This is a genomic window from Kitasatospora sp. NEAU-69 (assembly GCF_057158765.1).
Genome location: NZ_JBWXUE010000004.1, coordinates 93,711 through 118,993 on the forward strand (window position 1 = coordinate 93,711; position 25,283 = coordinate 118,993).

Consider the following 25,283-nt stretch of genomic DNA (forward strand, 5'->3'; position numbering starts at 1 on the left):
TCGCGTGCCGGACGCTCGCGGTCTCAGCGCCCGGCGCGGCTCAGGGCCTCAGTGCCCCGAGCCGCTCAGTTGGAGGCCGACGACGCCGGCGACGACCAGTGAGATGGAGACCAGCTTGAGCACCGAGCTGGACTCGTCCAGCCAGATCATCCCGTAGATCGCGGTGCCGGCGGCGCCGATGCCGGTCCAGACCGCGTAGGCGCTGCCGACCGGGAGCTGCTTGAGGGAGAGGGTGAGCAGGCCGAAGCTGCTGAGGGCGAAGAGTGCGAAGGCGATGGTCGGACCGAGCTTGGTGAAGCCGTGGCTCAGCTTGAGGTTCACCGCGAAGCCGGTCTCCAGCAGTCCGGCGAGGATCACCATGAGCCATGCCATCGGTTCGCCTCCTCGGTGTGATCGGCCGACTCTCCCTATGATCACCAATCACCGGCGCATCGACACCTCAGCCGGCCTGCTCGGCCGCCCCGGCCGGGCGCCGTCAGTCGCCGTCAGTCGCCCTCGCGGGCCTCCTTCGTCGAGAGCAGGCGGCGCAGCGAGTAGAGCCGGGCCTGGTCGGCGTGGCCGTCGGCGACCCAGGCGTCCAGCGCGCAGTCGGGCTCGTCGTGGCTGCACGCGCGCGGGCAGTCCACCGTGCCCGGTTCCAGGTCGGGGAACGCGTGGATCACCCGGGACGGGTCGATGTGCGAGAGGCCGAAGGAGCGGAAGCCGGGCGTGTCGATCACCCAGCCGGGGTCGAGCGCCTTCTTCGAACCGGGCTTCGCGCCGGGCGGCGGGGGCAGCCGCAGCGCGAGCGCCGAGACGGTGGTGTGCCGCCCGCGCCCGGTGACCGCGTTGACCCGGCCGGTGGTCCGCTGGTGCTCCGGGACCAGTGCGTTGACCAGGGTGGTCTTGCCGACTCCCGAGTGGCCGATGAAGACCGTGGCGAGGCCGCGCAGGTGCTCGCGGACCGCCTCCGCGCCGGCCGTCTCCAGCTCGTCGCTCCGGGTCACCACGTACTTGATGCCGAGCGGTGCGTACGACTCCAGCACCGGCTCGGCCGGGGCGAGGTCGGACTTGGTGAGCACCAGCAGCGGCTCCATGCCCGCGTCGTACGCCGCGACCAGGCAGCGGTCGATCAGCCGGGGCCGCGGCTCCGGGTCGGCCAGCGCGGTGACGATCGCGAGCTGGTCGGCGTTGGCGACCACGATCCGCTCGTACGGGTCGTCGTCGTCCGCGGTGCGGCGCAGCACCGAGGTGCGCTCCTCGACCCGGACGATCCGGGCCAGCGTGTCCGGCTCGCCGGACAGGTCGCCGACGACGCTGACGATGTCCCCGACGACCACGCCCTTGCGGCCGAGCTCGCGGGACTTCATCGCGACGATCTCGCGCTCCTGCTTGGTCCCGGCGTCGACCAGGCAGGTCAGCCGGCCCCGGTCCACGGTGAGGATCATCGCCTCGTCGGCGTCCTCGTGCTTGGGCCGGATCCGCGTCCTGGGCCGGGATCCCTTGCGGGCCGGGCGGTTGCGGATGTCGTCCTCGTCGGCGTCCTTGCCGTAGCGGCGCATGGTGCTCGTATTCCGCTCAGCCTGCTGCCGGGCTTGTAGGTGTCGTGGACAGTAGTTCGGCCCACATCTGCGGGAAGTCCGGCAGGGTCTTCGCGGTGGTCGCGATGTTCTCCACCAGGACGCCCGGCACGGCCAGGCCGAGCACCGCGGCGGCGGTGGCCAGCCGGTGGTCCTCGTAGGTGTGGAAGACGCCGCCGTGCAGCGCGCGCGGGCGGATCCGCAGGCCGTCCTCGGTCTCGGTGACGTCGCCGCCGAGCGCGTTGATCTCGCGGGCGAGCGCGGCGAGCCGGTCGGTCTCGTGCAGGCGCAGGTGCGCGATGCCGCGCAGGTGCGACTCGGAGTCGGCGAGCGCGGCGACGGCGGCGATCACCGGAGCCAGCTCACCGACCTCGTGCAGGTCGGCGTCGATGCCGGTGATCCGGCCGGTGCCGTGGAACGACAGGCCGTCGTCGGAGCCGTACTCGTTCACGAACCGGCAGCTGCCGCCCATGGCGGTGAAGATCTCGCGCAGCTGGTCGCCGGCCTGGTTGGTGTGCTCGGGCCAGTCGCGGACCGTCACCCGGCCGCCGGTCACCAGTGCCGCGGCGAAGAACGGCGCGGCGTTGGACAGGTCCGGCTCGACCGCCATGTCGCGGCCGAGCAGGGCACCGGGGGTGACCCGCCAGACGTCCTTCTCGCCGCCGTCCTCCGGCGCGTCCACCTGCACGCCGGCCTGGCGGAGCATGTCCACCGTCATCCGGATGTGCGGCAGCGAGGGGACCGGGTCGCCGATGTGGCGGACCTCCAGGCCCTGGTTGTAGCGGGCGCCGGAGAGCAGCAGCGCGCTGACGAACTGGGAGGAGGACGAGGCGTCCAGCTCGACCGTGCCGCCGTCCAGCGCGCCGGTGCCGTGCACGGTGAGCGGGAACCCGCCGCGGCCGCCGTCCTCGATCCGGGCGCCGAGCGCGCGCAGCGAGTCGATCACGCCGTGCTGCGGGCGCTCGTAGCTGCGCGGGTCGCCGTCGAAGTGCACCGGCCCGTCGGCCAGCACCGCGAGCGGCGGCAGGAAGCGCATGACCGTGCCGGCGTTGCCGACGTCGATCCGAGCGGGGCCGGCCAGGTGCCCGGTCGGGATGATCCGCCAGGCCTCACCGCCGCCGATGCCGCCGCAGTCGTTGTTCACCTGCTCCTCGATGCCGACACCGAGCGCCCGCAGGCCGTCCGCCATCAGCTGGGAGTCGCGGCTGCGCAGTGGTCGCCGTACCCAGCCCGGCTCGGAAGCCAGTGCGGCCAGGATCAGCGCCCGGTTGGTGACGGACTTGGAACCAGGAACGGTGACAGTCGCGTCGACGGCGGCGGTCGCGATGGGGGCGGGCCACAGGGTCTCGGTCATGCCGCCAGTTTAGGGGGCGGTTCGCCTGCCGCCCTCGGGGCATTCGAGGAGTGGACGACGGGTGTGTCGGGGGCGCGGTCGCGGTCTCGGCACCAACGGGTCGGTCGATGGCCGGGCGGTGCTGAGCTGCGGCTCAGCTGGTGCTCAGCGCCGGGACCAGCCAGCTGCCGCCGGCCAGCAGGCAGGCCAGCGCGATGGTGAGGAAGAGCGCCACCCAGAGCAGCGCGCTCACGCCGGTGAGCCGGGCCAGCTGGTCGGCGTCCGAGTCGCGGGCCCCGCCCTGGCGGCGCTTGTGCTGGAGTTCGACCACCGGGCGCACGCCCGCCAGCAGCAGGAACCAGATGCCCAGGTAGGCGAAGGCGGCCTGGAGCTGGGCGGTGCCGTACCAGGAGACGGCGAAGAACGCGGCGCCGGTGACCAGCACCGTGAGCAGGCCGAACGCGTTGCGGATCCGGACCAGCAGCGCGGCCAGCAGGGCGATCGAGAGCCAGAGCAGCGCGGTGATGTGCCCGCCGTTGAGCAGGGCGGCGCCGCCGAGCCCGAGCAGCGAGGGAGCGGTGTAGCCGGCCGCGGCGGTCAGGATCATGCCCGGGCCGGTCGGCTTGCCGTACGAGACGGTCAGGCCCGAGGTGTCCGAGTGCAGCCGGATCGCGGCCAGCCGGCGGCCGGTGAGCAGCGCGACCAGGCCGTGCCCGCCCTCGTGGGCGATGGTCACGACGTTCCGGCTGACCCGCCACACGGGGTGCGGGAGTATCAGCAGCAGCGCGGCCCCGGCACAGGCGAACACCAGCCAGTGCGGTGGGTCGGGCTGGGTGCCGAGGACCCGCTGCCAGACGTCGCTGATGCTGTGGTTCATGGTTCGTCCCTGTGGTGTGGTGCCTGGGGGTCGGGGGGAAGGGGGCAGCCTCCCATGGAGGGACCGGCCCGCGGTAGCCGCCGGTTCCGCGGGCCGCATGAGAACCTCGCGCGCGCAGGGTGATCGGAGGGTGAGAAGCCGCCGCACGCGGAATGAGAACGTGAAAGGCTGACGGTATGTGTGGTCGATTCGCGGCGAGCACCACGCCGGAGGACATCGTCGAGCTGTTCGGCGTGCAGCAGTGGGACCCGACCGAGAGCCTCGCACCGAGCTGGAACGTGGCACCGACCGATCCGGTGCTGGCCGTGCTGGACCGGGTGCCGAAGGGCGGCGGCGAGACGGTGCGGCAGCTGCGGCAGCTGCGCTGGGGTCTGGTCCCGGCCTGGTCCAAGTCGCCGGAGAGCGCCGTCAAGATGATCAACGCGCGGGCCGACACCGTGCACGAGAAGCCGTCCTACCGGCAGGCCTTCGCGTCCCGCCGCTGCCTGCTCCCGGTGGACGGCTACTACGAGTGGCAGACCATCGAGAGCGGGAGTGGCCGGGGCAAGCCGCGCAAGCAGCCGTTCTTCGTCAGCCGGCTGGACGGCGCGCCGCTCGCGCTGGCCGGGCTGTACGAGTTCTGGCGGGACCGCTCGGTGCCCGCCGACCACCCGGCCTCCTGGCTGGTGACCTGCACGATCGTGACCACCGAGGCCGAGGAGCTGCTCGCCCCGATCCACGAGCGGATGCCGCTCTACCTCCAGCCGGACCGCTGGGACGACTGGCTGGACCCCGCGCTGGACGACGCCGAAGAGGCGCGCACGCTGCTGGTGCCGCCGGCCCCCGGGCTGCTGAGCGTGCGTCCGGTCTCCGCCGCGGTCGGCAGCATCCGCAACAACAACCCCGGGCTGACCGCGCAGGCCACCCCCGAGTCGGAGGGAGCGCTCTTCTGATGGCGGATCGGACAGCGGGTCGGACGGCAGACGGCGGGAGCGAGCAGACGGCTGAGCGCGGGAGCGAGCAGCTGGTGGAGCAGACGCTGGTGGAGACCCCGGCCGGTCCGGCCCGAATCAGCTGGCACCGGCCGACCGGCCGGCCCCGCGCGGTGCTCGGGCTCGGGCACGGCGCGGGCGGCGGGATCGAGGCCGCGGACCTGGCGGCGCTGGCCGCCGCGCTGCCCGCGCGCGGCATCGCGGTGGCGCTGGTCGAGCAGCCCTGGCGGGTGGCCGGCAAGAAGGTCGCACCCGCGCCGAAGACGCTCGACGCGGGCTGGCTGCCGGTCGCCGAGCGGCTCGCGGCCGAGGGAGTCCCGCTGCTGGTCGGCGGGCGCAGCGCCGGCGCCCGGGTGGCCTGCCGGACCGGCGCCGCCAGCGGCGCGGTGGGGGTGCTGGCGCTGGCCTTCCCGCTGCACCCGCCGGGCCGGCCGGAGCGCTCGCGGGCCGAGGAGCTGCTCGGTGCCGGGCTGCCGACGCTGGTGGTGCAGGGGGCGCGGGATCCGTTCGGCGGCCCGGCCGAGTTCCCGCAGCTGCCCGCGGGCTCCCGGCTGGTCGAGGTGCCGGCCGCCAACCACGGCTTCGAGGTGCCCAAGTCGGCCCCGCTGACCCGCGCCGAGGCGCTGGCGCTGATCACCGCGGCGGTCGGCGACTGGCCGACCGAGCTGACGCTGTAGGGACGGGTCTGCCGGGGCCCAGCGGTGGCGGGCGAGCGAGATTCGTGCTCCGCCGGGAATGCCCGCGCGGTGCTCCGGGTTAACCCTCTCGTCAGCAGTACCCGGCCGGAAAGGCAGCGCACATGGGTTCCATCGCGTGCCCCGAGCGACCTGAGGAGCAGAGCGCGCAGAGCGCGTTCCTCCCTTGGTCGGATTGGCTTGTCGCGGGCGAGAAGCCCGTGAGCCCGATATCCTCGCTTCCGGGTCGGCTCACGGTGAGCCGTGCCCGTTACAGCGAGGAGGTGGGTCCGGTCGTCGCGACCGAGGACGAGCCGAACGTGGGACTGGGCGCCGGGGCCGAGCCTTCGCCCGAGTCGCTCTCCGCCGATTCTTCGGCCGAGCCGTTGACCGGCGAGGAGCTGGCCGAGGCGATCGGCGAGGACACCTTCCGGGTGTCCTCCGACGAGACCGAGGAGGCCCGCCGCGCACGCTTCGAGCGTGATGCGCTGGGTTATCTGGACCCGATGTACTCGGCCGCGCTGCGGATGACCCGCAACCCGGCCGATGCGGAGGACCTCCTGCAGGAGGCTTTCGCGAAGGCCTATGCCTCCTTCCATCAGTTCCGGGAGGGGACCAATCTCAAGGCCTGGCTGTACCGCATCCTGACCAACACCTTCATCAACTCGTACCGGAAGAAGCAGCGGGAGCCGCAGCGCACCGCCGCCGAGGAGATCGAGGACTGGCAGCTGGCCCGGGCTGAGTCGCACATGTCGACCGGTCTGCGCTCGGCCGAGACCCAGGCGCTCGATCACCTGCCGGACAGTGACGTGAAGGACGCCCTGCAGGCGATCCCCGAGGAGTTCCGCATCGCGGTCTACCTCGCGGATGTCGAGGGCTTTGCATACAAGGAGATCGCCGACATCATGGGGACCCCCATCGGTACGGTGATGTCCCGGCTGCACCGAGGCCGCCGCCAACTGCGGGGCATGCTGGAGGATTACGCCCGCGAGCGTGGGCTGGTCCCGGCCGGCAGCGGGGCTGGGCGCGAGGCGAAAGGCACGGGCTCATGAGTTGCGGAGGTCCGCACGCCACCGACTGTGGCGAGGTGCTTGACCACCTGTACGAGTTCCTCGACAACGAGATGGCGGAAGGCGACTGCGCCAAGCTGCGTGAGCACTTCGACGAGTGCTCGCCGTGCTTGGAGAAGTACGGCCTTGAGCAGGCCATCAAGGCGCTGATCAAGCGCTCCTGCGGTTGCGACGACACCCCGTCGGACCTGCGGAGCAAGGTTCTCGCCCGGATCGACAGCATCCGGGCGGGGCAGCGCGCCGGCGAGCCGGTGGTGGAGGTGGCGACCGATGCCGCCACTCCCGCCCACGGCGACTCCGGACTGCTGGCCGCCGGTCAGGTGGCGGCGACTCCCGCAGAGTAGCGCGAACAGAGAAGTGGTGCCGACAGGGCCCCGGAGCGGAAAACCGCTCCGGGGCCCTGTCGTTCGTGCGTCCCCGAAGCCTCCCGGCCTTGCGGATACCGCGACATGAGGGTGCGTCAGCCCGCTCCACTCACCCGATCGGGTGAGTGTGAGCCGTGTTGGGGCGGGCAGCGGGCCAGGACGGGCCTGCGGCTGCCAGTGGAGCCCTATCCTCCTCTGGCGGGCCCCGGGGCATCTGGGCCCTGAGTCGGGCGACCGCGAGCAGGGCCAACCCGGCTGCCGGACAGGCCCCTTGAGGTGGGGAGGCGGAGATCGCCGTCGATCGCGGGGGCCGCGGGCTCCCAAAGCTGAAGTCGCCGATGCAGAAGTCGCCGATGCAGAAGTCGGCAGAACACAAGTCGGCAGAACACAAGTCGCCCGAGCAGAAGTCGGCGCGGCTGCCCGCGGCGGCGTTCGGCTACGTCCTGCTGGTTCTGCTGGCCGGCCTGTGCAGCCTGCTGCCGCTGCTGCCCGGCGCCGCGTCCTGCGGTCTGCCCGGCTGGCTCGGCCGGCCGGTCGACTGGCCCAAGGTCGGACTGCTGGCGTTCCTGCACGCCTGTTGGGAGTCGGTCGCGCAGGGGCTGCCCACCCCCTGCCTGCGGATGGTCCGCCGGCTGCGTGGCCTGCTCGCGCGCGCGGTCGGCCGGGGCGAGCGGTCGGCCTCGGCACCGGCGGCCGGAGCGGTGCCCGGGCGGGCGCGGGCCAACGCGTTCCTGCCGGTGCTCTTCGCCGGCGTGCTGATGCTGCCGCCGGCCGCCGCCGCGCTGGTCGCGCTCCCCGCCGCGCTCTCCGGTGCGGCTGCCGCGCCGCGGCTGCTGCGCCGCGCGTGGAACGCCGCCCAGCTCGCGCTGGCGGCCGCACTGGCCGCGGTGCTCTTCCACCTGCTGGACGGTCCGCGGCTGCTGCTCGGCGCCCGCTATCCGGCCGCGCTGCTCCCGCCGCTGGCGGCCGTCCTGGTGTTCTGCCTGGTCAACGGCGTGCTGGTGGCCGGGATCCGGCTGCTGGCCGAGAGCTGCACGCCGGCTCAGCTGCGCCGCGGCGCGGTGACCGTGCTCGGTCTGCCGGCCTTCGTGCACGCGCTCGGCGGCCTGATGATGGCGGTGCTCTGGCAGGGCCCGTACGGTGCGTTCGCGGCGGTGCTCGCGCTGCTGCCGCTCTCCATCTCGGCCTGGGTCTTCGCCCAGGGCCACCGGGAGCGCGCGGCGCACCGGGCGACCGTGGAGGCGCTGGTGCAGGCGGTGGAGATCAAGGACTCGTACACCCGCGGGCACAGCGAACGGGTCGGCCGGGCATCGGTGTTGATCGCCGGTCAGCTCGGGATCGACGGCGACCGGCTGCGCACGCTGCACTTCGCCGGGACGCTGCACGACGTCGGCAAGCTCGGCGTGGCGACCGAACTGCTGCGCAGAAACGGTCCCCTCAGCGAGGCCGAGCGCCGCGCGGTCGAGGTGCACCCGCAGTACGGGCACGAGCTGGTGCGCGGCATCGACTTCCTCGGTGAGGCGCACGCCGGGATCCTGCACCACCACGAGCGGATGGACGGGCGCGGCTATCCGCACGGCCTGGCCGGCGATCGGATCCCCGAGTTCGCCCGGATCATCGCGGTGGCGGACGCCTTCGACTCGATGACCTCGACCCGCTCCTACCGGCGCGGCCGACCGGTGCCGGAGGCGGTGGCCGAGCTGCGGCGCTGCGCGGGCAGCCAGTTCGACCCGGTGATGGTGCAGGCGCTGGTCGCGGCGGTGGACCGGCACGGCTGGCAGCCGGTGCTGCCGCCCGCCGCGCAGGACGAGGCGGCGGTGCCGGACATCCCGCTCGGCGTGCCGGAGCCGCTCGGAGCGCCGGCTTCGGCTCCGGGCGCTGCTGCGGCGCCCGGTTCGGGCCCGGCTTCGGGCTCGGCCTCTGCTTCGGGCTCGGCGCAGCGGTACGCGGCGGGCGGCACGCGGTGACGGCGCGGCCGGGCGGGCGCGTGGTGGTGCCGCGGGTGCTGGTGTCCCGGGTGCCGGTGAAGCGTGTGCCGGTGAACCGCGTAGGGGTGCACCGCGCGCTGCCGAGAAGCGCCGGCGGGAAGCCCCTGGTGGCGGGCGGTGCCGGTGCGGCGCGGGTGGTCGCGGTGGTGCGCGGCGGGCTGGACGGTGCGGCGGTGCTCCGGGGCGCGGCGATCCTGCTGCTCGCGGCGGGTGGCACCGCACTGCTGGCCCGGGGGCTGACGGATCCGCAGGTCGCGCTGGACTTCGGCGCGCTGATCGCGGTCGGTGAGGCGGTCCGGATCGGCCGGCCGGGCGGCCGCGAGCCGGCCCCGCTGGGCGCGGCCGCCGGACTCGCGTACGCGCTGCTCGGCCCGCTGCGCGGGCTGCCCACCACGCACGGCGTGCTCCAGGTGGTCGTGGTGACCGGGGCCGGGCAGGCGGCGGGCGCGCTGCTGCGGACGGTCGTCCGGCGGCGCGGGCAGTCGGACGAGGAGGTCGCGACCGTGCCCCGCCCGCGCGACACCCTGGTCGGCGGGCGCCCGCCGGCGCACCGCGGCGGGGCCGCGAGGGTGCGCGGGGTGACGGCGGTCGGGGCTTGTGCGCGGACGGGGTCCGCGACCGAGGGCGCGGACCGGCGTGGGTGGTGGGTGCGGGTGCGTGGCGTGCGCGGGGTGACGGCGGCCGGGGGTACCGCGCGGGCGCGGTCCGGCGTTCGCGGTGCGCGTCGGCGCGGGTGGTGGGCGCGGCTGCGTGGCGTGCGCGGGGTGATGGCGGCCGGGGGTGCCGCGCGGGTGGGCTCCGGCGTACGGCGTGCGGGCCGGAGTGGCCGGAGTGGCCGGAGTGGCCGGAGTGGGCAGACCAGGCGGAGCAGGCAGAGCAGTCGGAGCAGGTGGAGTGGGTGGCGCAGTCGGAGCGGGTGGCGCAGGCGGTGGGCGCGCCGGCGTGAGCTGCGCGAGGAGGCGGCGTTCGACGACACCGCACGCCGTCCGGCCGACGGCTGGGACGAGGCCGCCCGGCGGCTCTTCGTGGTCGCGTTCGCCGCCGCGCTCTTCCAGCCGCTCTACACCAGCGGCGCGCTGGACCGGGTCCCGCTGGCCGGCCCGGCGTACGGCGGCTTCCTGGTCGTCGTCGCCGCGCTGGCCGGGCTCTGCGACGCCGCGCTGGCCGCCTGCCAGCGGCGGGCCGGCCGCCCGTTCGGCGCGGCGCTGGAGGAGGAGCTGCGCGCGCTGCCCGGGATCGGCTCGGCGATCGCGGCCACCGGGATGCTGGTCAGCCTCGCGGCCGGCGAGGTGGGCCTGTGGGCGCTGCCGGTCTTCTGCCTGCCGCTGCTGCTCGCGCAGACCTCGTTCCGCCGGGCCGCCGCCGTCCGGGCCACCTACGGACAGACCATCGCCACGCTGGCCCGGGCCACCGAGGTGGCCGGCTACACCGCACCGGGCCACGCGCGCCGGGTCGCGGACACGGCGTGCGCGCTCGGCCGCGAGCTGGGTCTGGGTGCCCGCGACCTGACCCTGCTGGAGTATGCCGCGCTGATGCACGACATCGGCCAGCTGTCGCTCGTCGAACCGGTCCCGGGCGGCGCCACGGCGACCTTGCCGGACAGCGAGCAGCAGCGGATCGCCAGGCTCGGCAGCGAGGTGATCCGGCGCACCGGCGTGCCGGGCCCGGTCGCCGAACAGGTGGCGCGGCTGGCCGACCCGCTGGTTGGCCCGGACGGCCGTACCGACCGGACGCTGCCGCTGGCCGCCCGGATCATCCGGGTGGCCAACGCCCACGAGGACCTCTGCGGTCCGGCCGGCCCCGGCCCGGCCGCGCGGGCCGCGCTGGAGGCGCAGAGTGGCCGCGCCTACGACCCCCGCGTGCTGGCCGCGCTGGACCGGGTCGCCGCCGCGGGCCGTCGCCCGTGCACCGTCGCCCGGACGGAGAGCGGATGAACCTGGCCGAGTACCAGGGGCGGCCCGGCTGGAGTTGGCCCAGTGCCGAGCGCTGAATAGCAGGGTAGGTGCAGCGAGCGCGTCCCGGCTGTGCCGTGGTTGGATGCGGTCGTAGCGTGGAACACCCGATCCGGGGTCCTCGGGCCTCGGTTGTGGTCGCGCTCGGCCGTTACTGTCGGCCACCGCGCCGGCACTGAGCGGGAAGCGGAACCAGTAAACAGCGGAACCAGTGCAGCAGGACCAGTGGTCGGTAGGACCACTGGCAGTAGGGCCATCACGTATGAGGACCAGCAGGTAGTACGGCCATCAGGCATGAGGGTCGTCAGGCAGTAGTACTAGGACGTAGTAGGACAAGGACCGCGTGTGGGACGCGGGCCGGCCGACCTGGCGGTACAGGCCAGGGCGGCTCGGCTCCCAAGCAGAATGCAGCAGAACCGAGCGGACAGGCGGCAGGGCAACGTGAAGATCTTCCACCGGGCACGGCATCGGCCGTCCGCCACCTGGCGGCAGACGACCGACCGGGCCTTCACGCTGATCGGTGACGGGCGCTACGAGGACGCGGGCGCGCTGCTGGTGATGGCCGCGGACCTGGAGCCGTGGCTCTCCGACTCCTGGTTCAACCTGGCCCTGCTGCACAAGTTCCGGCGTGACTGGGAGCAGGCCCGGGTGGCCGGCCTACGGGCCGTCGCCCTGCTGGACCGCGACCACGGCGCGCCGGACTGGTGGAACCTCGGCATCACCGCGACCGCGCTGCAGGACTGGCCGCTGGCCCGCCGGGCCTGGCAGGCGTACGGCCTGCGGCTGCCCGGTGGCCCGTCCGCCGCCGCCGAGGGGACGGTTCAGCTCGACCTCGGCACCACGCCGGTGCGGCTCTCCCCGGAGGGCGAGTCCGAGGTGGTCTGGGGCCGCCGGCTCGACCCGGCCCGGGTCGAGGTGCTCTCCATCCCGCTGCCCTCCTCGGGCCGCCGCTGGGGTGAGGTCGTGCTGCACGACGGCGCGCCGCACGGCGAGCGGGTCGCGAACGGCTCGGCGTTCCCGGTCTTCGACGAGATCGAGCTGTGGGCGCCCTCGCCGGTGCCGACCTTCGTGGTGCTGCTCCAGGCCGCCGCCGAGACCGACCGGGACGCGCTGGAGAAGCTGGTCGCCGAGGCGGGCTACGCCGCCGAGGACTGGACCTCCTCGGTCCGGCTGCTCTGCCGGGCCTGCTCGGAGAGCCGGATGGCCATCGACGACGGCCGCACCGTGCACCACGACCCGCACGACGACGGCGACGCGGCCCACCCCGGCCACCTCAGCCACCTCAGCCAGGGCAGCGACGGCGCCGACTGGCTGACCGAGCGCGAGTGCGGGATCGCCGCACCAGCCGGGCTGGTCAGGCTGCTGCTGGACCGCTGGGTCGGGGCCTCACCGACCAGCCGGGCCTACCGCGACGTGGAAGAGGTCTGCTGAGCCGGTCGGAGCTGGGCCGGTGGGAGCCGAGCCGGTCGGACCGGATCTGCACGCCGTGAGGCCCTACCCTGGGGAGGTTGCAAAGACGGCCCCACAGAAGCGGAAGACAGCGATGGCGGACCAGCACGACCACGAGCACGACCACGACCACACGCATGATCACGGGCACGAGGAGGCCGAGCAGGCCCCCGTGCAGGTGATCGGCGAGGAGCCCGACCTGTCCAAGGGCACCGCGCGGCCGATCACCGTGGTCGGCAACCCGGTGCTGCACCGCGAGTGCAAGACGGTCACCGAGTTCGACGCGGACCTCGCGGCGCTGATCGACGACATGTTCCAGTCGATGTACGCGGCCGCCGGCGTGGGCCTGGCCGCCAACCAGATCGGCGTGGACGCGAAGGTCTTCGTCTACGACTGCCCGGACGACCAGAACGTGCGCCACATCGGCCACGTGATCAACCCGGTGGTCGAGGACCTCCCGGTCGACCGCCGCACGCTGGACGACGGCAACGAGGGCTGCCTCTCGGTCCCCACCGCCTACGCCGAGCTGCCCCGCCCGGACTACGCCGCGGTGACCGGTCAGGACATGCACGGCAACCCGATCCGGGTCGAGGGCACCGGCTTCTTCGCCCGCTGCCTCCAGCACGAGACCGACCACCTGAACGGCTACCTCTACATCGACCGCCTCTCCAAGCGCGACCGCAAGGACGCGCTGAAGCAGATGGCCGAGGGCACCCCGACGTACGCGACGGTGCCGAACGACTGACCTGGTCAGTGCCCCTGAGGCATCGTCATCCGGTCAAGATCTGACGAAAAACAGCTGTGCCTCCGATCTTCCCGGGTGGCACGATGATCATCACGCGAACTCGCGTTCGAATCATCGGACCGTCGGCGGTCCCGGACTCCGGGGCCGCCGACGGCGTGTCACCAGGGGGCAGAGACAGATGAGCAAGAGCACGTCCGCAGGCGCGGGCAGACGGCGGGGCGGCCGGATCACCGCCGCCCTGCTCGCCGCCGCCGGGCTGGCCGCAGGGCTGGCCACCGTCGTCCCGAGCCCGGCCGTCGCGGACACCGCGACCGTGACGGTGACGCCGAGCACCGACGCCACCGCCGCCGGCTTCGACAGCTGCGTGCTGCCGCCGGCCGCCACCATGACGAGCTGGGCCGGCGCCTCGCCGTACCGCGCGGTCACGATCCACCTGGCCGGGCAGTCCGATCCCTGCCCGCAGTCGGACCTGACGCCCGGCTGGATCAGTGGCCGGGCGGCCGAGGGCTGGTCCTTCCTGCCGGTCTACTACGGCCACCAGGCCAGCACCGGCGCGGTGTTGATCGACCCGAACACCAACAACGCCCAGTCCCAGGGCATGTCGGACGCCGACAGTGCGATCAACGCGGCGAGCACGGACGGGCTCATGCCGGGGTCGGTCATCTACCTGGACGTCGCCGCCTACGCCTCCACCTACCACGACCGCGTGGTGGCCTATGTCGCCGGCTGGACGAAGGAGTTCCTGAACCGCGGCGGCTGGCGCTCCGGGCTGCGCGGCGACGCGACCGGCGTGGTCGCCGACACCGCCGGGATCGTGCCGAAGCCGCAGGTGGTCTGGGCGCGGCAGCTGAACGGCCAGGCCAACACGGGCGACGCGGCGACCGGTGTGACCGCCGCCGCCTGGTCGACCGGCTCCCGGGTGCACCAGTACGCGGCCGGCGCGAACGAGACCTGGGGCGGCTCGAGCCTCACCATCGACCCCAGCTACCTGGACGTCACCGAGGCCGCCATCGGCTCGGTGATCCCGAGCGCTCACCGGCTCGACCCCGGCGCGGTGCTGAGCAACGCGAACGTCACGCTGAGCATGCAGGCCGACGGCAACCTCGTCGCCTACGGGATGCTCAACGGTGCGCAGAGCACGGCACTCTGGTCGTCGAAGTCCTCGGGCAATCCGGGTGCGTACGCGGTCATGCAGACCGACGGCAACCTGGTGGTCTACAAGGCGGGCGGCAACTCCAGCACCGGCGGCGCGCTCTGGGCCTCCGGCACCTGGGGCGGTCCGTTCTCCTCCGCGGTCTTCCAGGGCAGCGGCAGCCTGGCGGTCTTCGGCCCGAACGGTCCGAACAGCGCGAACCCGGGGGCTCCGCTCTGGCAGAACGGCACTCAGTCGCTCGGCAGCACGCTGAGCCCCGGTCAGGCACTGGCCAGCGGCCAGTGGCTGGAGGGCACGCTGACCAAGGTGTTCATGCAGGCCGACGGCAACCTGGTGATGTACCGCAAGCGGGACGGCCTGTACCTCTGGTCCAGTGGGACGTACCCGAACTCCGGTGCCTACGCGATCATGCAGACCGACGGCAACCTGGTGGTCTACAAGGCGGGTGGCAGTTCCAGTGTCGGTGGCGCGCTCTGGGCCACTGGGACGTATGCCGTCAGCGGCGCCGCCGGCTCCCACCTGGTGATGCAGGACGACGGAAATCTGGTGATCTACAAGGCCGACGGCGTCACGCCGATCTGGGCCACCGCGACGTACAACACCGCGGCGGGCTGAGGGAAACCGGTCCAGCCGGACGAATGGGGTGAGTGAGGGCCGGCGGTGGGTGTGGCACCCGCCGCCGGCTCTGTCGAGCGTGCATATTATCGTGCCTATTTCGCGCATGATTGCGCGTCGGATGTACACAAACTCATGGGGGGCTTCCCGCTTATGGCTAGGCGTTTGGCAAGCACGACCGCAGTCGTCATTCTGGCGACCGCCGGCCTCGGCGCCGTCGCACCCGGCGCGCAGGCGGCCGGGACCGACGGCAGTCAGACCGTCACGTACCAGGGCTACCAGCTCAAGGTGCCGGCCGACTGGCCGGTGGTGGACCTCGCCCAGGACCCGCACAGCTGTGTCCGATTCGACCAGCACGCCGTTTACCTGGGCACGCCGGGCGCCGACCAGAACTGTCCCGCGCACATCTCCGCGAAGACCACCGAGACGCTCGTGATCGAGCCGACGCCGGTGCCGAACGCCTTCACTCCGGCCGCTCCGCAGCTCGCCCCCGGCACCGTGCTGCCGTCCGCGATCATCAACGCCGGCGCGCTCACCCACCAGGCCCGGGTGAACCTGCACGGTACCGGGCTCCAGGTGACCGCCACGTACGGCGACAGCACGACGCAGCTGAACTCGATCCTGGCCGGCGCGACCGTGGTCGCCGGCTCGGCCGCGCCGGCCGGCAGCGCCGCCGCTCCCGCTCCTGCCGCTCCCGCGCCGGCCCGGGCGCCGCGGATGCTGGCCGCCGCGCCGCGCGCCGCCGCCGGTGCCGCCGGCACCGGGGCCTCGGCGGTGCCCAGCACCGACCTGACCGGCAAGGCGTTCGACACCTGTGACGCGCCGTCCGCCAACACCATGAGCGTCTGGAAGGCGAACTCGCCGTACAGCGGGGTCGGCATCTACATCGGTGGCCGCCGCGGCTGCTCCAACCAGAACCTGACGCCGGCCTGGGTCAGCGCCCGGGCGGCCGAGGGCTGGTCGTTCCTGCCGATCTACGTCGGCCTCGACCCGTCCACGATGTCCGCCGACCCGGCCACCGCCCGCAGCCAGGGGGCGGCCGCCGCGAACGACGCGGTCGCCAAGGCCACGGCGCTGGGCCTGCCGACCGGCTCGGTCCTGTACAACGACGTGGAGGCCTACGACTCCACCCAGTACAAGACCAACGCGCTCAACTACGAGAGCGGTTGGATCGACACGCTGCGCTCGAACGGCTTCCGGGCCGGCATCTACTCCAGTGCCGGCAGCGGCATCAAGGACCTCGCCGACAACTACAACAACACCGCCTACTCGCGCCCCGACGCGGTCTGGTCGGCGAACTGGAGCCAGTCCGCCGCCGACACCTCGGACGTGTCCATGGGCCTCGCCTCGTACGGTTCGAGCTACTGGCCGGGCGGCCGCCGGGTCCACCAGTACGAGGGCAACACGTACGAGACCTACGGCAACATCCAGATCCAGATCGACGGCGACTACGCCAACATCAGCGCGGAGGCGAGCGGCAGCACCATGCAGCCGGGCCAGCGGCTGGACGCCGGGCACAGCATCGCCAGCTCGTCGATGACGCTGACCATGCAGGCCGACGGCAACCTGGTGGTCTCCGCCAACACCGGCGGCTCGGGCCAGGGTCCGCTGATGTGGAGCACCAACACCGCCGGCAACCCCGGCGCCTACGCGATGATGCAGACCGACGGCAACTTCGTCCTGTACAGCGCGACCGGCAGCCCGCTCTTCACGACCAACTCCTATGGCGTGTCGGGCAACTGGCTCACCGTGCAGGCCGACGGCAACGTGGTGCTGTACCGCGCCGACAGCACGCCGATCTGGTCCACCGGCACCAACCAGTACGGTCCGGTGATCTACCCGGGCCAGCTCTTCTCCTCGGGCCGCTGGACCGACAACACCCTCACCCGCCTGGTGATGCAGGCGGACGGCAACCTGGTGATGTACCGCAAGCGTGATGGAGCGGCCATCTGGTCCTCCAACACGGCCGGGAACCCGGGGGCTTACGCGGTGATGCAGAGCGACGGCAACTTCGTCGTGTACCGCAAGGGCGGCAGCTCCAGCGTCGGCGGCGCGCTCTGGTCCACCAACACCCAGGGCAACCCGAACGCCTGGGCGTTCATGCAGAACGACGGCAACTTCGTGGTCTACAAGCAGGGCGGCGGCCAGGGTGTCGGCGGCTCGCTCTGGGCCAGCAACACCTGGTGGAACGCGAGCTGACGCTTCGTCAGAAGCTGCGTTGACGGCTGCCGCTCGGTGGCCGGAAACGCGTCGGGCCCCACTGGCCTGCTGGTCAGTGGGGCCCGACTGCGTCTTGGTGACCGGCCCGTAGGGCTGTGGGCCGGTCAGCCCGTCGGCCTGTCTGCCGGTTGCCTAGAAGTCGTCGTCGAAGGCGACCGAGCCCTCGACCGCGACCTGGTAGGCGGAGACCCGGCGCTCGAAGAAGTTCGTCAGCTCCTGGACGTTCTGCAGCTCCATGAAGCCGAACGGGTTCGTCGAGCCGTAGCGGATCGGCATGCCGAGGCGGGCCAGGCGCTGGTCGGCGACGGCCTCCAGGTACTGGCGCATCGACTCGGTGTTCATGCCGGGCAGGCCCTCGCCGCAGAGGTCGCGGGCGAACTGGAGCTCGGCCTCGACGGCCTGCTCCAGCATCTCGGTGACCTGCTGGGCCATCTTGTCGTCGAAGAGGTCGGGCTCCTCGGCGCGGACCGTGTCCACCACCGAGAAGGCGAAGTCCATGTGCATGGACTCGTCGCGGAAGACCCAGTTGGTGCCGGTGGCCAGGCCGTGCAGCAGGCCGCGGCTGCGGAACCAGTACACGTAGGCGAAGGCGCCGTAGAAGAAGAGGCCCTCGACGCAGGCGGCGAAGCAGATCAGGTTGAGCAGGAAGGCCCGGCGGTCATCCTTGGTCTGCAGCGAGTCGATGTGGTCGACCGCGTTCATGTACGTGAAGCAGAACTGCGCCTTCTGGTGGATGGAGGGGATGTTCTCCACCGCGTCGAAGGCGGCCGCGCGGTCGTCCGGGTCGGGCAGGTAGGTGTCGAGCAGCGTCAGGTAGAACTGGACGTGCACGGCCTCCTCGAACAGCTGCCGGGACAGGTAGAGCCGGGCCTCAGGGGAGTTGATGTGCTTGTAGAGGCTCAGCACCACGTTGTTGGCGACGATCGAGTCACCGGTGGCGAAGAAGGCGACCAGGCGGCCGATCATGTGCCGCTCGCCCTCGCTGAGCTTGGCGAGGTCGGCGACGTCGGAGTGCAGGTCCACCTCCTCGACGGTCCAGGTGTTCTTGATCGCGTCCCGGTAGCGGTCGTAGAAGGACGGGTAGCGCATCGGGCGCAGCGTCAGCTCGAAGCCGGGGTCGAGCAGCATCTTCTCGCGGCCGGGCGTCTCAGGGGTGGTGCTCACTGGCAGGCCTCGCAGGACTCGGGGTTCTCCAGGGAGCAGGCGAGGGCGGCGGCCTGCTCCTCGGGGGTCATCGTGGGGGAGGGGATACTGACTGCCGGACGGGCGGCGCCGGACGCGGCCTGGGCGATCCGGGTGGCCGGACGCGAGCGCAGGTAGTAGGTGGTCTTCAGACCGACCTTCCACGCGTACGCGTACATCGAGCTGAGCTTGCCGATGGTCGGCGCGGCCATGAACAGGTTCAGCGACTGGCTCTGGTCGATGAACGGCTGCCGGGCGGCGGCCAGGTCGATCAGCGCGCGCTGGGGCAGCTCCCAGGCCGTGCGGTAGAGCGAACGGACCTCGGCGGGCAGCCAGTTGAAGTCCTGCACCGAGCCGTTGGCGTCGCGCAGCGCGTCCCGGGTCTGCTGGTCCCAGACGCCGAGCTCCTTCAGCTCGCGCACCAGGTACGGGTTGACCTGGAGGAACTCGCCGGACAGCGTCTCGCGCTTGAACAGGTTGGAGACCTGCGGCTCGATGCACTCGTAGACGCCGGCGATCGAGGCGATCGTCGCGGTCGGCGCGATCGCGAGCAGCAGCGAGTTGCGCAGGCCGGTGCGGGCGATCGTGGCGCGCAGCGCGTCCCAGCGGTCCTGCCACTGCGGCGCGGTGTCGAAGTGGTCGATGTGCAGCTGGCCGCGGGCGGCGCGGGTCTCGCCGTACGCCGGGTGCTGCCCGAACTGCTCGGCGAGCTCGCTGGAGCGCTCGTACGCGGTCAGCATGATCCGCTCGGAGATCAGCGTGGAGAGCTTGCGGGCCTCGGCGGAGTCGAAGTCGAGCCGGAGCTTGAAGAAGACGTCCTGCAGGCCCATCACGCCCAGGCCGACCGGGCGCCAGCGGGAGTTGGAGGTGCCGGCCTCGGTGGTCGGGTAGAAGTTGATGTCCACCACGCGGTCGAGGAAGGTCACCGCGGTGCGCACGGTGGCGTCCAGGCGCTCCCAGTCCAGCGCGTTCAGCAGGTCGTCGGCCGACGCGCCGTCGGCGACGTGCGCGCCGAGGTTGACCGAGCCGAGGTTGCAGACCGCGGTCTCGGAGTCGTCGGTGACCTCCAGGATCTCGGTGCACAGGTTCGAGGAGTGCACGGTGCGGCCGGGCAGCGCGGTCTGGTTGGCGGCGCGGTTGGAGGCGTCCTTGAAGGTCATCCAGCCGTTGCCGGTCTGCGCCAGGGTGCGCATCATCCGGGCGTAGAGCGTCTGCGCGGGGATGCTGCGGACGGCCTTGCCGGCCGCCTCGGCCTTCAGGTACGCCTCGTCGAACTCCTCGCCCCACAGGTCGACCAGCTCGGGGACGTCGGCCGGGGAGAAGAGCGACCAGTCGGCGTTGGCGTTCACCCGGCGCATGAACTCGTCCGGGATCCAGTGCGCCAGGTTGAGGTTGTGCGTGCGGCGCGCCTCCTCACCGGTGTTGTCGCGCAGCTCGAGGAACTCCTCGATGTCGGCGTGCCAGGTCTCCAGGTAGACGCAGGCCGCGCCCTTGCGCCGGCCGCCCTGGTTGACCGCGGCGACCGAGGAGTCCAGCGTGCGCAGGAACGGCACGATGCCGTTGGACTTGCCGTTCGTGCCGCGGATCAGGCTGCCGCGCGAGCGGATCCGCGAGTAGGACAGGCCGATGCCGCCGGCGTGCTTGGAGAGCCGGGCGATCTGCGCGTAGCGGGAGTAGATCGAGTCCAGGTTGTCCAGCGGCGAGTCCAGCAGGTAGCAGCTGGACATCTGCGGGTGCCGGGTGCCGGAGTTGAAGAGGGTCGGCGAGGAGGTCAGGTACTCCAGCCGGCTCATCAGGCGGTACAGCTCGGCCACCTCGGCGACCGACTGCTCGCTGTCGCCGACCGCCAGGCCGCTCGCGACGCGCAGCAGGAAGTGCTGCGGCTTCTCGACCACCTTGCGGGTGATCGGGTGGCGCAGCAGGTAGCGGGACTGCACGGTGCGCAGGCCGAAGTACTCGAACCGGCCGTCGCCGTCCGGGTCGATCAGCGCGTCGAGCGCGGCGGCGTGCTTGGCGACGAAGTCGGCGGTGGTGTCGCCGATCAGGCCCTCGGCGTGGCCGACCGCGATCGAGGCGGCGAAGGAGGTGGCGCCCTGGCTGTCGGCCTCGTCCGAGATCTCCTGGGCGAGCAGGCGGGCGGCCAGCTTCGAGTACTGCGGGTCCTCGGCGATCATCGAGGCGGCGGCTTCCATGGCCAGCCCGCGCAGCTCGGCGAAGTCGGAGCCGGCGTTGCGGCCGCGCAGCGCGGCGGCGGCCACGTGGCCGGGGTCGGCCTGGGGGAGGTCGCAGCTCAGGTCCGTCAGCAGCCGCAGCAGCGCCGACCCGGGGTCGGACTTGGAGGCGGGGGAGGTGCTGGATCCCTGGGTGGGCAGGGTGGCTGAGGCAGCGGTGGTCAAGGCGCTCTCTCCTGGCGACGCGGCGGACGGGGCAACTCCGCCGACCCGAGGGAGGGCGGCGGAGCACCGGACCGGCGCGAGCGGAGCAGGGCAGCAGCGCGCACGCCAACCAGTGGTGGCGTGCGACGGCGGCGTCCCTGAGCCCACCCGCGAGGCCCGGACTGACATACGTGCGATAGGGCCTCTGCGGGGAAGCCGGTGGCACACCGTCGGCAGGTACTCGGACTGGCGGGGACGCCCTGGGAGGCCTTGCTAAGCCTCGGAAATGCCTGTGGGCGGGCCCGCTCACCGCTGCGGGGCAGTCCCGGGTTCGCACCGGGTTCCCCTGCATCGACAGCGAGAGAGAGCATACATCTAGTGGTGCCTCGAAGATGAAGCACCACATGTTGTGTGGCAGGGCGTGTCAGACTCGTGACGGAGCTGCAACGGTGACGCCTCCGCGTGCGCACGAGCCGCCCCACACAGGGCCTGACGGCATGTCGGATCGGCGTGTCGGCGGGGGCGCGGGGTGGGGGTACGGCAGGGGTGCGGCAGCGGTGTGACGGGGGCCGGCGGGGGCGCCGGTCGGCGTGTTGCGGGGTGGCGTCGGGGTGCGTCGGGGCTGGGCTGTCAGAAGGCCATCGCGTAGACGAGCAGGTCGATCTCGGGCCGCGGGTACCAGTCGCGCTCGGGCGCGCGGCGGAAGCCCACCCGCTCGTAGATCCGGTGCGCCGCCGTCATCCCGGGCCGGGTGGAGAAGGCCATCCCGGCCAGTTCGAGCTCGCGGGCCCGCGCGATGCAGGCCCGGACCAGCGCCTCGCCGACGCCGCGCCCGCGGGCTGCTGCTGCGGCGGCCAGCATCCGGATCTCGCCCTCCTCGGGCGTCGCTATGTCGGCCCACTCGGTGCCGCCGACCGCGAAGGTCACACAGCCCAGCACCCGGCCGGACGGGCCGTGCGAGAGGTCCGCCGGATCGACGGCGACCAGCAGCTCGGCCTCGGCGGCCCGGCGGGCGGTGTCGCGCAGCAGCGCGATGTAGGGGGACTCGGGGTCGGTGTGGCCGTCGCCGACGAAGGCCTCGACGGTGACCTCGCCCGCGGGGTCGAGATCTTCTGCACGTGCGGCGCGGATGAGGATGCTCATCGGGACAGTCTGCCAAAGCCGTGGTTCGTGGACGGTCGGGAGGGGTCCTGAACGGGGTCGGGAGGGGTCCTGAACGGGGTCCGGTGCGGCGGCGAGGTGGGAGGGCGAGGCGGGAGCGCGGCTCAGTGCTCGGCGAGCCGGAAGACCGGGTAGCCGGGGGCGATCCGGAGCAGCTCGGCCTCGGAGGCGTTGGCGTCCACGCCCTGGAAGAAGACGCCGACCTCGAACTTCCAGCGCCGCAGGTAGGCGCGCAGCACCTCGGGCTTCTCGCTGTCGGCGAGCTCGGTCGCGTGGAACACCTCGACCTTCTTGCCCAGGCGCAGCTCGCCGGTGCCCGAGGCGCGCAGGTTGCGCACCCACTGGGTGTGGCCGCGCGGCGCGACCAGGTAGCGGGCGCCCTGGTGGGTGAGCAGGTTCACGGGGGTGGTGCGCCACTCACCGCTCTTGCGGCCGCGCACGGCGAGGACCCGCGAGCCCCAGAGGCTGATCCCGGCCCGGGTGAGCGCGGCGACCAGGCGGTTGCTCCAGACCAGGGCGCGGCTGCCGGAGTAGACGTAGCGCGGGGCTTCTGACTGTGACATCGGGGGGCTCCTCCGGTGGGACGAGTGGTGGCGGTGGTGCTGGTGCTGCGGGAGCAGTGATAGCGAACGAGATCGGTGATCCTGTTCGAGAGCAGTGCTCTCGTTTCCTGTTTCCAGAGTCCCGCAGCGGCGCCGGAGAGTCAAGAGCACTGCTCTCGTTTCGAAGCGATGCTCTCAAGACGGGTCACTGCTCTGATTCACGTGCGCTGCTCGCATGTGTGGCAGGCTTACCCCCATGGCCGCGATTCGAACTGCGCGGGAGCGTGCCCGCGAAGAGCTCACCATCGAGATCAAGCAAGAGGCTCGACGCCAGGTCGAGGTGGCGGGGGCGCAACAGCTCTCGCTGCGCGCCGTCGCGCGCGCCCTCGGGATGGCCTCCTCGGCGCTCTACCGCTACTTCCCGAGCCGCGACGAGCTGCTCACCGCATTGATCATCGATGCGTACGACGACCTCGCCGACGCGGTCGAGCGGGCGGCCCAGGCGGCCCAGGCGGCATCCGGTGCCGCGCCCGGTGCGCGGCCGCGCTGGCGCGCGCTCTGCTCGGCCGTGCGCCAGTGGGCGCTGGCGCACCCGCACGAGTACGCGCTGCTCTACGGCACTCCGGTGCCCGGCTACCACGCGCCGCCGGAGACCATCGCCTCGGCGGCCCGGATCCCGCTCGCGTTCGTCGAGGTGATGCGCGCTGCGGGCGGACGGCTGGCGGCGGCACCGGCGCCACCGCTCTCCCCGGAGCTCTCCGGTCAGCTCGCGAGGATCGCCGAGCAGTACGCGCCGGAGCTGCCCCAGGTCGTCCTGGCCCGGACGATGATCGCGTGGACGCAGCTGTTCGGCATGGTCGGGTTCGAGCTCTTCGGTCACCTCGTGGGCAGCGCGGATCCGGCCGATGCGTTCTTCGACTACTCGGTGGAGCAGATGGCGGACCTGCTGGGCCTTCCGGACGCCCCGCGCTGAACAGCGGGCATTGAACGCCGGGCGGTGAACGCCGAATGGGGCGTCCGGGCGGCCGGCCGGCCGTCCTGACGCCCCATCGTCGACCGGTGTCGCGTGGCCGGTCGTGAGGTCGGTCGTGAAGTTGTGCTCAGAAGTGGTTGCCGGTCGCGGGGCTGTGGGGTCGGCCCGCGACCGGCGGTCTGTGTCGGCCGGATGTCAGACCGGGAGCGACCAGGCCTGGTTGGCCTGGTGGTCGCCGCAGGTCCAGACGTCCAGCCGGGTGCTGTCGGCGCTGCCGCCGCCGTAGACGTCCAGGCAGAGGCCGGAGGCGTGGTTGGTCAGGGTGCCGTCGGGCTGGGCCGTCCACTGCTGTCCGGTGCCGCCGCAGGAGTTGAGCGTGACCCAGGAGCCGGCCGAAGTGCCGGACTCCGTCAGGCACTTGCCGAGCGTGCGGACGGTCGAGTCCGGGTTCAGGGTCCACCGCTGGTTCGGATTGCCGGTGCAGCTGTAGAGGATCACCGGGTTGCCGTCGGCCGTCGAACTGTTGGAGTCGTCAGCGCACTTGGCGCCGTTGCCGGTCAACTGCCCGGTCGGCAGCGGAGCTGCGCAGCCCTTCGGGGTGAGTCGCCACACCGCCGTGCCGTGCGCCGGGACGGTCGCGGTGAGCGTGGACGAGACGGTGGAACTCGCCCCGGTCCACAGGTTCTTGGCGCTCGCCGTGCAGCTCGGCAGCCCGATCGAGGCGAGCGAGGTGCTGATCGAGGCGGCGCTCGCCGAGCGGTTGAGCACGGCCACCGCGCGGTCGCCGTTCGCCAGCGGGCGGGCCAGCACGTCGGTGCTGCCGTTGCTGGAGACCACCGAGGCCTGCCGGCCCGCGCTGTCCTGGTCGAGCGCGACCAGGTCCTTGTTGCCGAGCGCGGCGAGTGCGGCGGGGGAGAGGTGGGCGACGTCCGAGGAGAGGATCATCGGGGCGGCCATCATCGACCAGAGTGCGACCTGGCTGCGCGATTCGTCGTCGGTCAGCCCGCCGTCACCGGCGATCAGGAAGTCCGGGTCGTTCCAGTTGCCGGGCTTCGCGTAGCGGCCGATCCAGCGGTTGTAGCCGTAGTTGGAGAGCACCGAACTCCACCGCGAGGCGGTCGGGTTGCTCGCGTCGAAGGTGGCGATGTCGTAGCCCTCGCGCCAGAGCTGGCCGTCCTGGCCGACCCAGCCGAGCACCGAGAACCAGCTCGGGTTGCCCCACTCGCCGCTCTGGAAGTACGCGGGCGCGGACTCCGAGAAGGTGATCGCCCGGCCACTGCCGGCAAGTGCGGCGGACTGCGCGTCGTACGCCTGGCGGTAGGCCTGCTCCTGGGTCTGGCCGGGCGCGGTCCAGACGTTGCAGCCGTCCAGCTTGAGGTAGTCCACGCCCCAGGAGGCGAAGGTCGCGGCGTCCTGCGCGAAGTGATCGGCGCCGCCGCCCTGGGGGAGTCCGCTGCCGGGGTAGCCGCCGCAGGTGCTGGAGCCGGCGTCCTCGTAGATGCCGAACTTGAGGCCCTTGCTGTGCAGGTAGCTGCCGAGCCAGGCCATCCCGTCCGGGAACTTGACCGGGTCGGCGACCAGGTTGCCGGCGCTGTCGCGGCTGCTCGCCATCCAGCAGTCGTCCACCGTCACGGTGGTGTAGCCCTTGGCAGCCAGGCCGCTGGAGACCAGCGCGTCGGCATTGGAGGTGATGGTCTGCTCGTCGATGCCGCACTGGTAGTGGGCCCAGTCGTTCCAGCCCATCGGTGGGGTGGCGGCGAGCAGTGGTGTGGACGGCGTCTTGGCGTCTGTTGCTGCGACTGCGGGGGACTTGGTGGCGGCGGTGGTGGCAGTCGTGGCGGCCATGGCCGGGGTCGCGGCCAGCGGCAGGGCTACCAGTGCGGTGGTGGTGAGGAGGTGCGAGAGCGTGCGGCGGAGGCGTACCGAGGGCACGAAAGGGCTCCTTCCGGCGGGGGCTGATGCGCACCCAGTGCAGCCGTCATGTTCATTCATGTCAATGAGATCGCCAGAATGAGCAGAAACAAGCATGATGGTTCGGCATCTCGGCGAAAGTACTTTTGCATCGCAAAAGTAGATGCC

The 25,283-nt window shown here is 72.4% G+C and carries 20 protein-coding genes and 1 riboswitch; of the genes, 11 read left to right on the forward strand and 9 right to left on the reverse strand.

Annotated features, from left to right (window positions below):
- Positions 1-48 precede the first annotated feature (48 nt).
- The 4 genes from AC060L_RS06350 to AC060L_RS06365 form a co-directional block, all read right to left on the reverse strand.
- Positions 49-372: a DMT family transporter gene (locus AC060L_RS06350; RefSeq protein WP_483797518.1), complete on the reverse strand. Its 324-nt coding sequence runs from the start codon at positions 370-372 to the stop codon at positions 49-51.
- Positions 373-485: 113 nt separating this feature from the next.
- Entirely contained in the window at positions 486-1,541 is a 1,056-nt protein-coding gene (gene rsgA / locus AC060L_RS06355; protein ID WP_483797519.1) for a ribosome small subunit-dependent GTPase A, read from the reverse strand.
- Between the two features lie 16 nt (positions 1,542-1,557).
- Positions 1,558-2,913 carry a 3-phosphoshikimate 1-carboxyvinyltransferase gene (gene aroA, locus AC060L_RS06360; protein ID WP_483797520.1) on the reverse strand — a complete coding sequence of 452 codons (1,356 nt, stop codon included), beginning with the start codon at positions 2,911-2,913 and terminating at the stop codon, positions 1,558-1,560.
- Between the two features lie 133 nt (positions 2,914-3,046).
- Positions 3,047-3,769, reverse strand: coding sequence for a M50 family metallopeptidase (locus AC060L_RS06365; protein ID WP_483797521.1), 723 nt, complete (start codon positions 3,767-3,769; stop codon positions 3,047-3,049).
- Positions 3,770-3,945: 176 nt separating this feature from the next.
- On the opposite strand from AC060L_RS06365, the gene AC060L_RS06370 reads away from it, so the two are divergent.
- The 10 genes from AC060L_RS06370 (at position 3,946) to AC060L_RS06415 (ending at position 16,950) form a co-directional block, all read left to right on the forward strand.
- Positions 3,946-4,701: an SOS response-associated peptidase gene (locus AC060L_RS06370; protein WP_483797522.1), complete on the forward strand. Its 756-nt coding sequence runs from the start codon at positions 3,946-3,948 to the stop codon at positions 4,699-4,701.
- On the forward strand, positions 4,701-5,417 hold the full coding sequence (locus AC060L_RS06375) for an alpha/beta hydrolase family protein (protein WP_483797523.1): 717 nt from the start codon (positions 4,701-4,703) through the stop codon (positions 5,415-5,417). Before AC060L_RS06370 ends, AC060L_RS06375 begins: the two co-directional genes overlap by 1 nt.
- A 398-nt stretch (positions 5,418-5,815) precedes the next feature.
- Complete coding sequence (locus AC060L_RS06380) at positions 5,816-6,466, forward strand: sigma-70 family RNA polymerase sigma factor (protein ID WP_483797746.1); 651 nt, start codon at positions 5,816-5,818, stop codon at positions 6,464-6,466.
- Positions 6,463-6,828: a mycothiol system anti-sigma-R factor gene (gene rsrA / locus AC060L_RS06385; RefSeq protein WP_483797524.1), complete on the forward strand. Its 366-nt coding sequence runs from the start codon at positions 6,463-6,465 to the stop codon at positions 6,826-6,828. Before AC060L_RS06380 ends, rsrA begins: the two co-directional genes overlap by 4 nt.
- A gap of 374 nt (positions 6,829-7,202) precedes the next feature.
- Positions 7,203-8,816, forward strand: a complete 1,614-nt coding sequence (locus tag AC060L_RS06390; protein ID WP_483797525.1) for an HD-GYP domain-containing protein — start codon at positions 7,203-7,205, stop codon at positions 8,814-8,816.
- Positions 8,817-8,887: 71 nt separating this feature from the next.
- Positions 8,888-10,771, forward strand: a complete 1,884-nt coding sequence (locus AC060L_RS06395) for an HD domain-containing phosphohydrolase (RefSeq protein WP_483797526.1) — start codon at positions 8,888-8,890, stop codon at positions 10,769-10,771.
- Positions 10,772-11,194: 423 nt separating this feature from the next.
- A complete protein-coding gene (locus AC060L_RS06400) occupies positions 11,195-12,220 on the forward strand; it encodes a hypothetical protein (RefSeq protein ID WP_483797528.1) in 1,026 nt (341 codons plus the stop codon).
- Positions 12,221-12,332: 112 nt separating this feature from the next.
- Positions 12,333-12,983 (forward strand): peptide deformylase, encoded by a 651-nt coding sequence (gene def / locus AC060L_RS06405; protein WP_483797529.1) that lies wholly within the window; start codon positions 12,333-12,335, stop codon positions 12,981-12,983.
- Positions 12,984-13,161: 178 nt separating this feature from the next.
- Complete coding sequence (locus AC060L_RS06410) at positions 13,162-14,751, forward strand: glycoside hydrolase domain-containing protein (protein WP_483797531.1); 1,590 nt, start codon at positions 13,162-13,164, stop codon at positions 14,749-14,751.
- 165 nt (positions 14,752-14,916) lie between these two features.
- Positions 14,917-16,950 (forward strand): glycoside hydrolase domain-containing protein, encoded by a 2,034-nt coding sequence (locus tag AC060L_RS06415; protein ID WP_483797532.1) that lies wholly within the window; start codon positions 14,917-14,919, stop codon positions 16,948-16,950.
- A 153-nt stretch (positions 16,951-17,103) separates the two neighbouring features.
- Here AC060L_RS06415 and AC060L_RS06420 read toward each other — a convergent pair whose 3' ends face one another.
- The 4 genes from AC060L_RS06420 to AC060L_RS06435 form a co-directional block, all read right to left on the reverse strand.
- On the reverse strand, positions 17,104-18,099 hold the full coding sequence (locus AC060L_RS06420) for a ribonucleotide-diphosphate reductase subunit beta (protein WP_483797747.1): 996 nt from the start codon (positions 18,097-18,099) through the stop codon (positions 17,104-17,106).
- A 32-nt stretch (positions 18,100-18,131) separates the two neighbouring features.
- Positions 18,132-20,525: a ribonucleoside-diphosphate reductase subunit alpha gene (locus AC060L_RS06425; protein ID WP_483797748.1), complete on the reverse strand. Its 2,394-nt coding sequence runs from the start codon at positions 20,523-20,525 to the stop codon at positions 18,132-18,134.
- Positions 20,526-20,743: 218 nt separating this feature from the next.
- Positions 20,744-20,899, reverse strand: a riboswitch (cobalamin riboswitch).
- 259 nt (positions 20,900-21,158) lie between these two features.
- A complete protein-coding gene (locus tag AC060L_RS06430) occupies positions 21,159-21,671 on the reverse strand; it encodes a GNAT family N-acetyltransferase (protein WP_483797533.1) in 513 nt (170 codons plus the stop codon).
- 122 nt (positions 21,672-21,793) lie between these two features.
- Positions 21,794-22,252 carry a nitroreductase family deazaflavin-dependent oxidoreductase gene (locus AC060L_RS06435; protein ID WP_483797534.1) on the reverse strand — a complete coding sequence of 153 codons (459 nt, stop codon included), beginning with the start codon at positions 22,250-22,252 and terminating at the stop codon, positions 21,794-21,796.
- 235 nt (positions 22,253-22,487) lie between these two features.
- Between AC060L_RS06435 and AC060L_RS06440 the strand changes: the two genes are divergently transcribed.
- Positions 22,488-23,204, forward strand: coding sequence for a TetR/AcrR family transcriptional regulator (locus AC060L_RS06440; protein ID WP_483797536.1), 717 nt, complete (start codon positions 22,488-22,490; stop codon positions 23,202-23,204).
- Between the two features lie 195 nt (positions 23,205-23,399).
- Here AC060L_RS06440 and AC060L_RS06445 read toward each other — a convergent pair whose 3' ends face one another.
- Entirely contained in the window at positions 23,400-25,136 is a 1,737-nt protein-coding gene (locus tag AC060L_RS06445) for a ricin-type beta-trefoil lectin domain protein (protein ID WP_483797537.1), read from the reverse strand.
- Positions 25,137-25,283: the final 147 nt, after the last annotated feature.

Coding starts and splice junctions, on each gene's coding strand:
- AC060L_RS06350 (WP_483797518.1), bottom strand. CDS start 372: ATGGCATGGCTCATGGTGATCCTCGCCGGACTGCTGGAGACCGGCTTC.
- rsgA (WP_483797519.1), bottom strand. CDS start 1,541: ATGCGCCGCTACGGCAAGGACGCCGACGAGGACGACATCCGCAACCGC.
- aroA (WP_483797520.1), bottom strand. CDS start 2,913: ATGACCGAGACCCTGTGGCCCGCCCCCATCGCGACCGCCGCCGTCGAC.
- AC060L_RS06365 (WP_483797521.1), bottom strand. CDS start 3,769: ATGAACCACAGCATCAGCGACGTCTGGCAGCGGGTCCTCGGCACCCAG.
- AC060L_RS06370 (WP_483797522.1), top strand. CDS start 3,946: ATGTGTGGTCGATTCGCGGCGAGCACCACGCCGGAGGACATCGTCGAG.
- AC060L_RS06375 (WP_483797523.1), top strand. CDS start 4,701: ATGGCGGATCGGACAGCGGGTCGGACGGCAGACGGCGGGAGCGAGCAG.
- rsrA (WP_483797524.1), top strand. CDS start 6,463: ATGAGTTGCGGAGGTCCGCACGCCACCGACTGTGGCGAGGTGCTTGAC.
- AC060L_RS06390 (WP_483797525.1), top strand. CDS start 7,203: ATGCAGAAGTCGGCAGAACACAAGTCGGCAGAACACAAGTCGCCCGAG.
- AC060L_RS06400 (WP_483797528.1), top strand. CDS start 11,195: ATGCAGCAGAACCGAGCGGACAGGCGGCAGGGCAACGTGAAGATCTTC.
- def (WP_483797529.1), top strand. CDS start 12,333: ATGGCGGACCAGCACGACCACGAGCACGACCACGACCACACGCATGAT.
- AC060L_RS06410 (WP_483797531.1), top strand. CDS start 13,162: ATGAGCAAGAGCACGTCCGCAGGCGCGGGCAGACGGCGGGGCGGCCGG.
- AC060L_RS06420 (WP_483797747.1), bottom strand. CDS start 18,099: ATGCTGCTCGACCCCGGCTTCGAGCTGACGCTGCGCCCGATGCGCTAC.
- AC060L_RS06430 (WP_483797533.1), bottom strand. CDS start 21,671: ATGAGCATCCTCATCCGCGCCGCACGTGCAGAAGATCTCGACCCCGCG.
- AC060L_RS06435 (WP_483797534.1), bottom strand. CDS start 22,252: ATGTCACAGTCAGAAGCCCCGCGCTACGTCTACTCCGGCAGCCGCGCC.
- AC060L_RS06440 (WP_483797536.1), top strand. CDS start 22,488: ATGGCCGCGATTCGAACTGCGCGGGAGCGTGCCCGCGAAGAGCTCACC.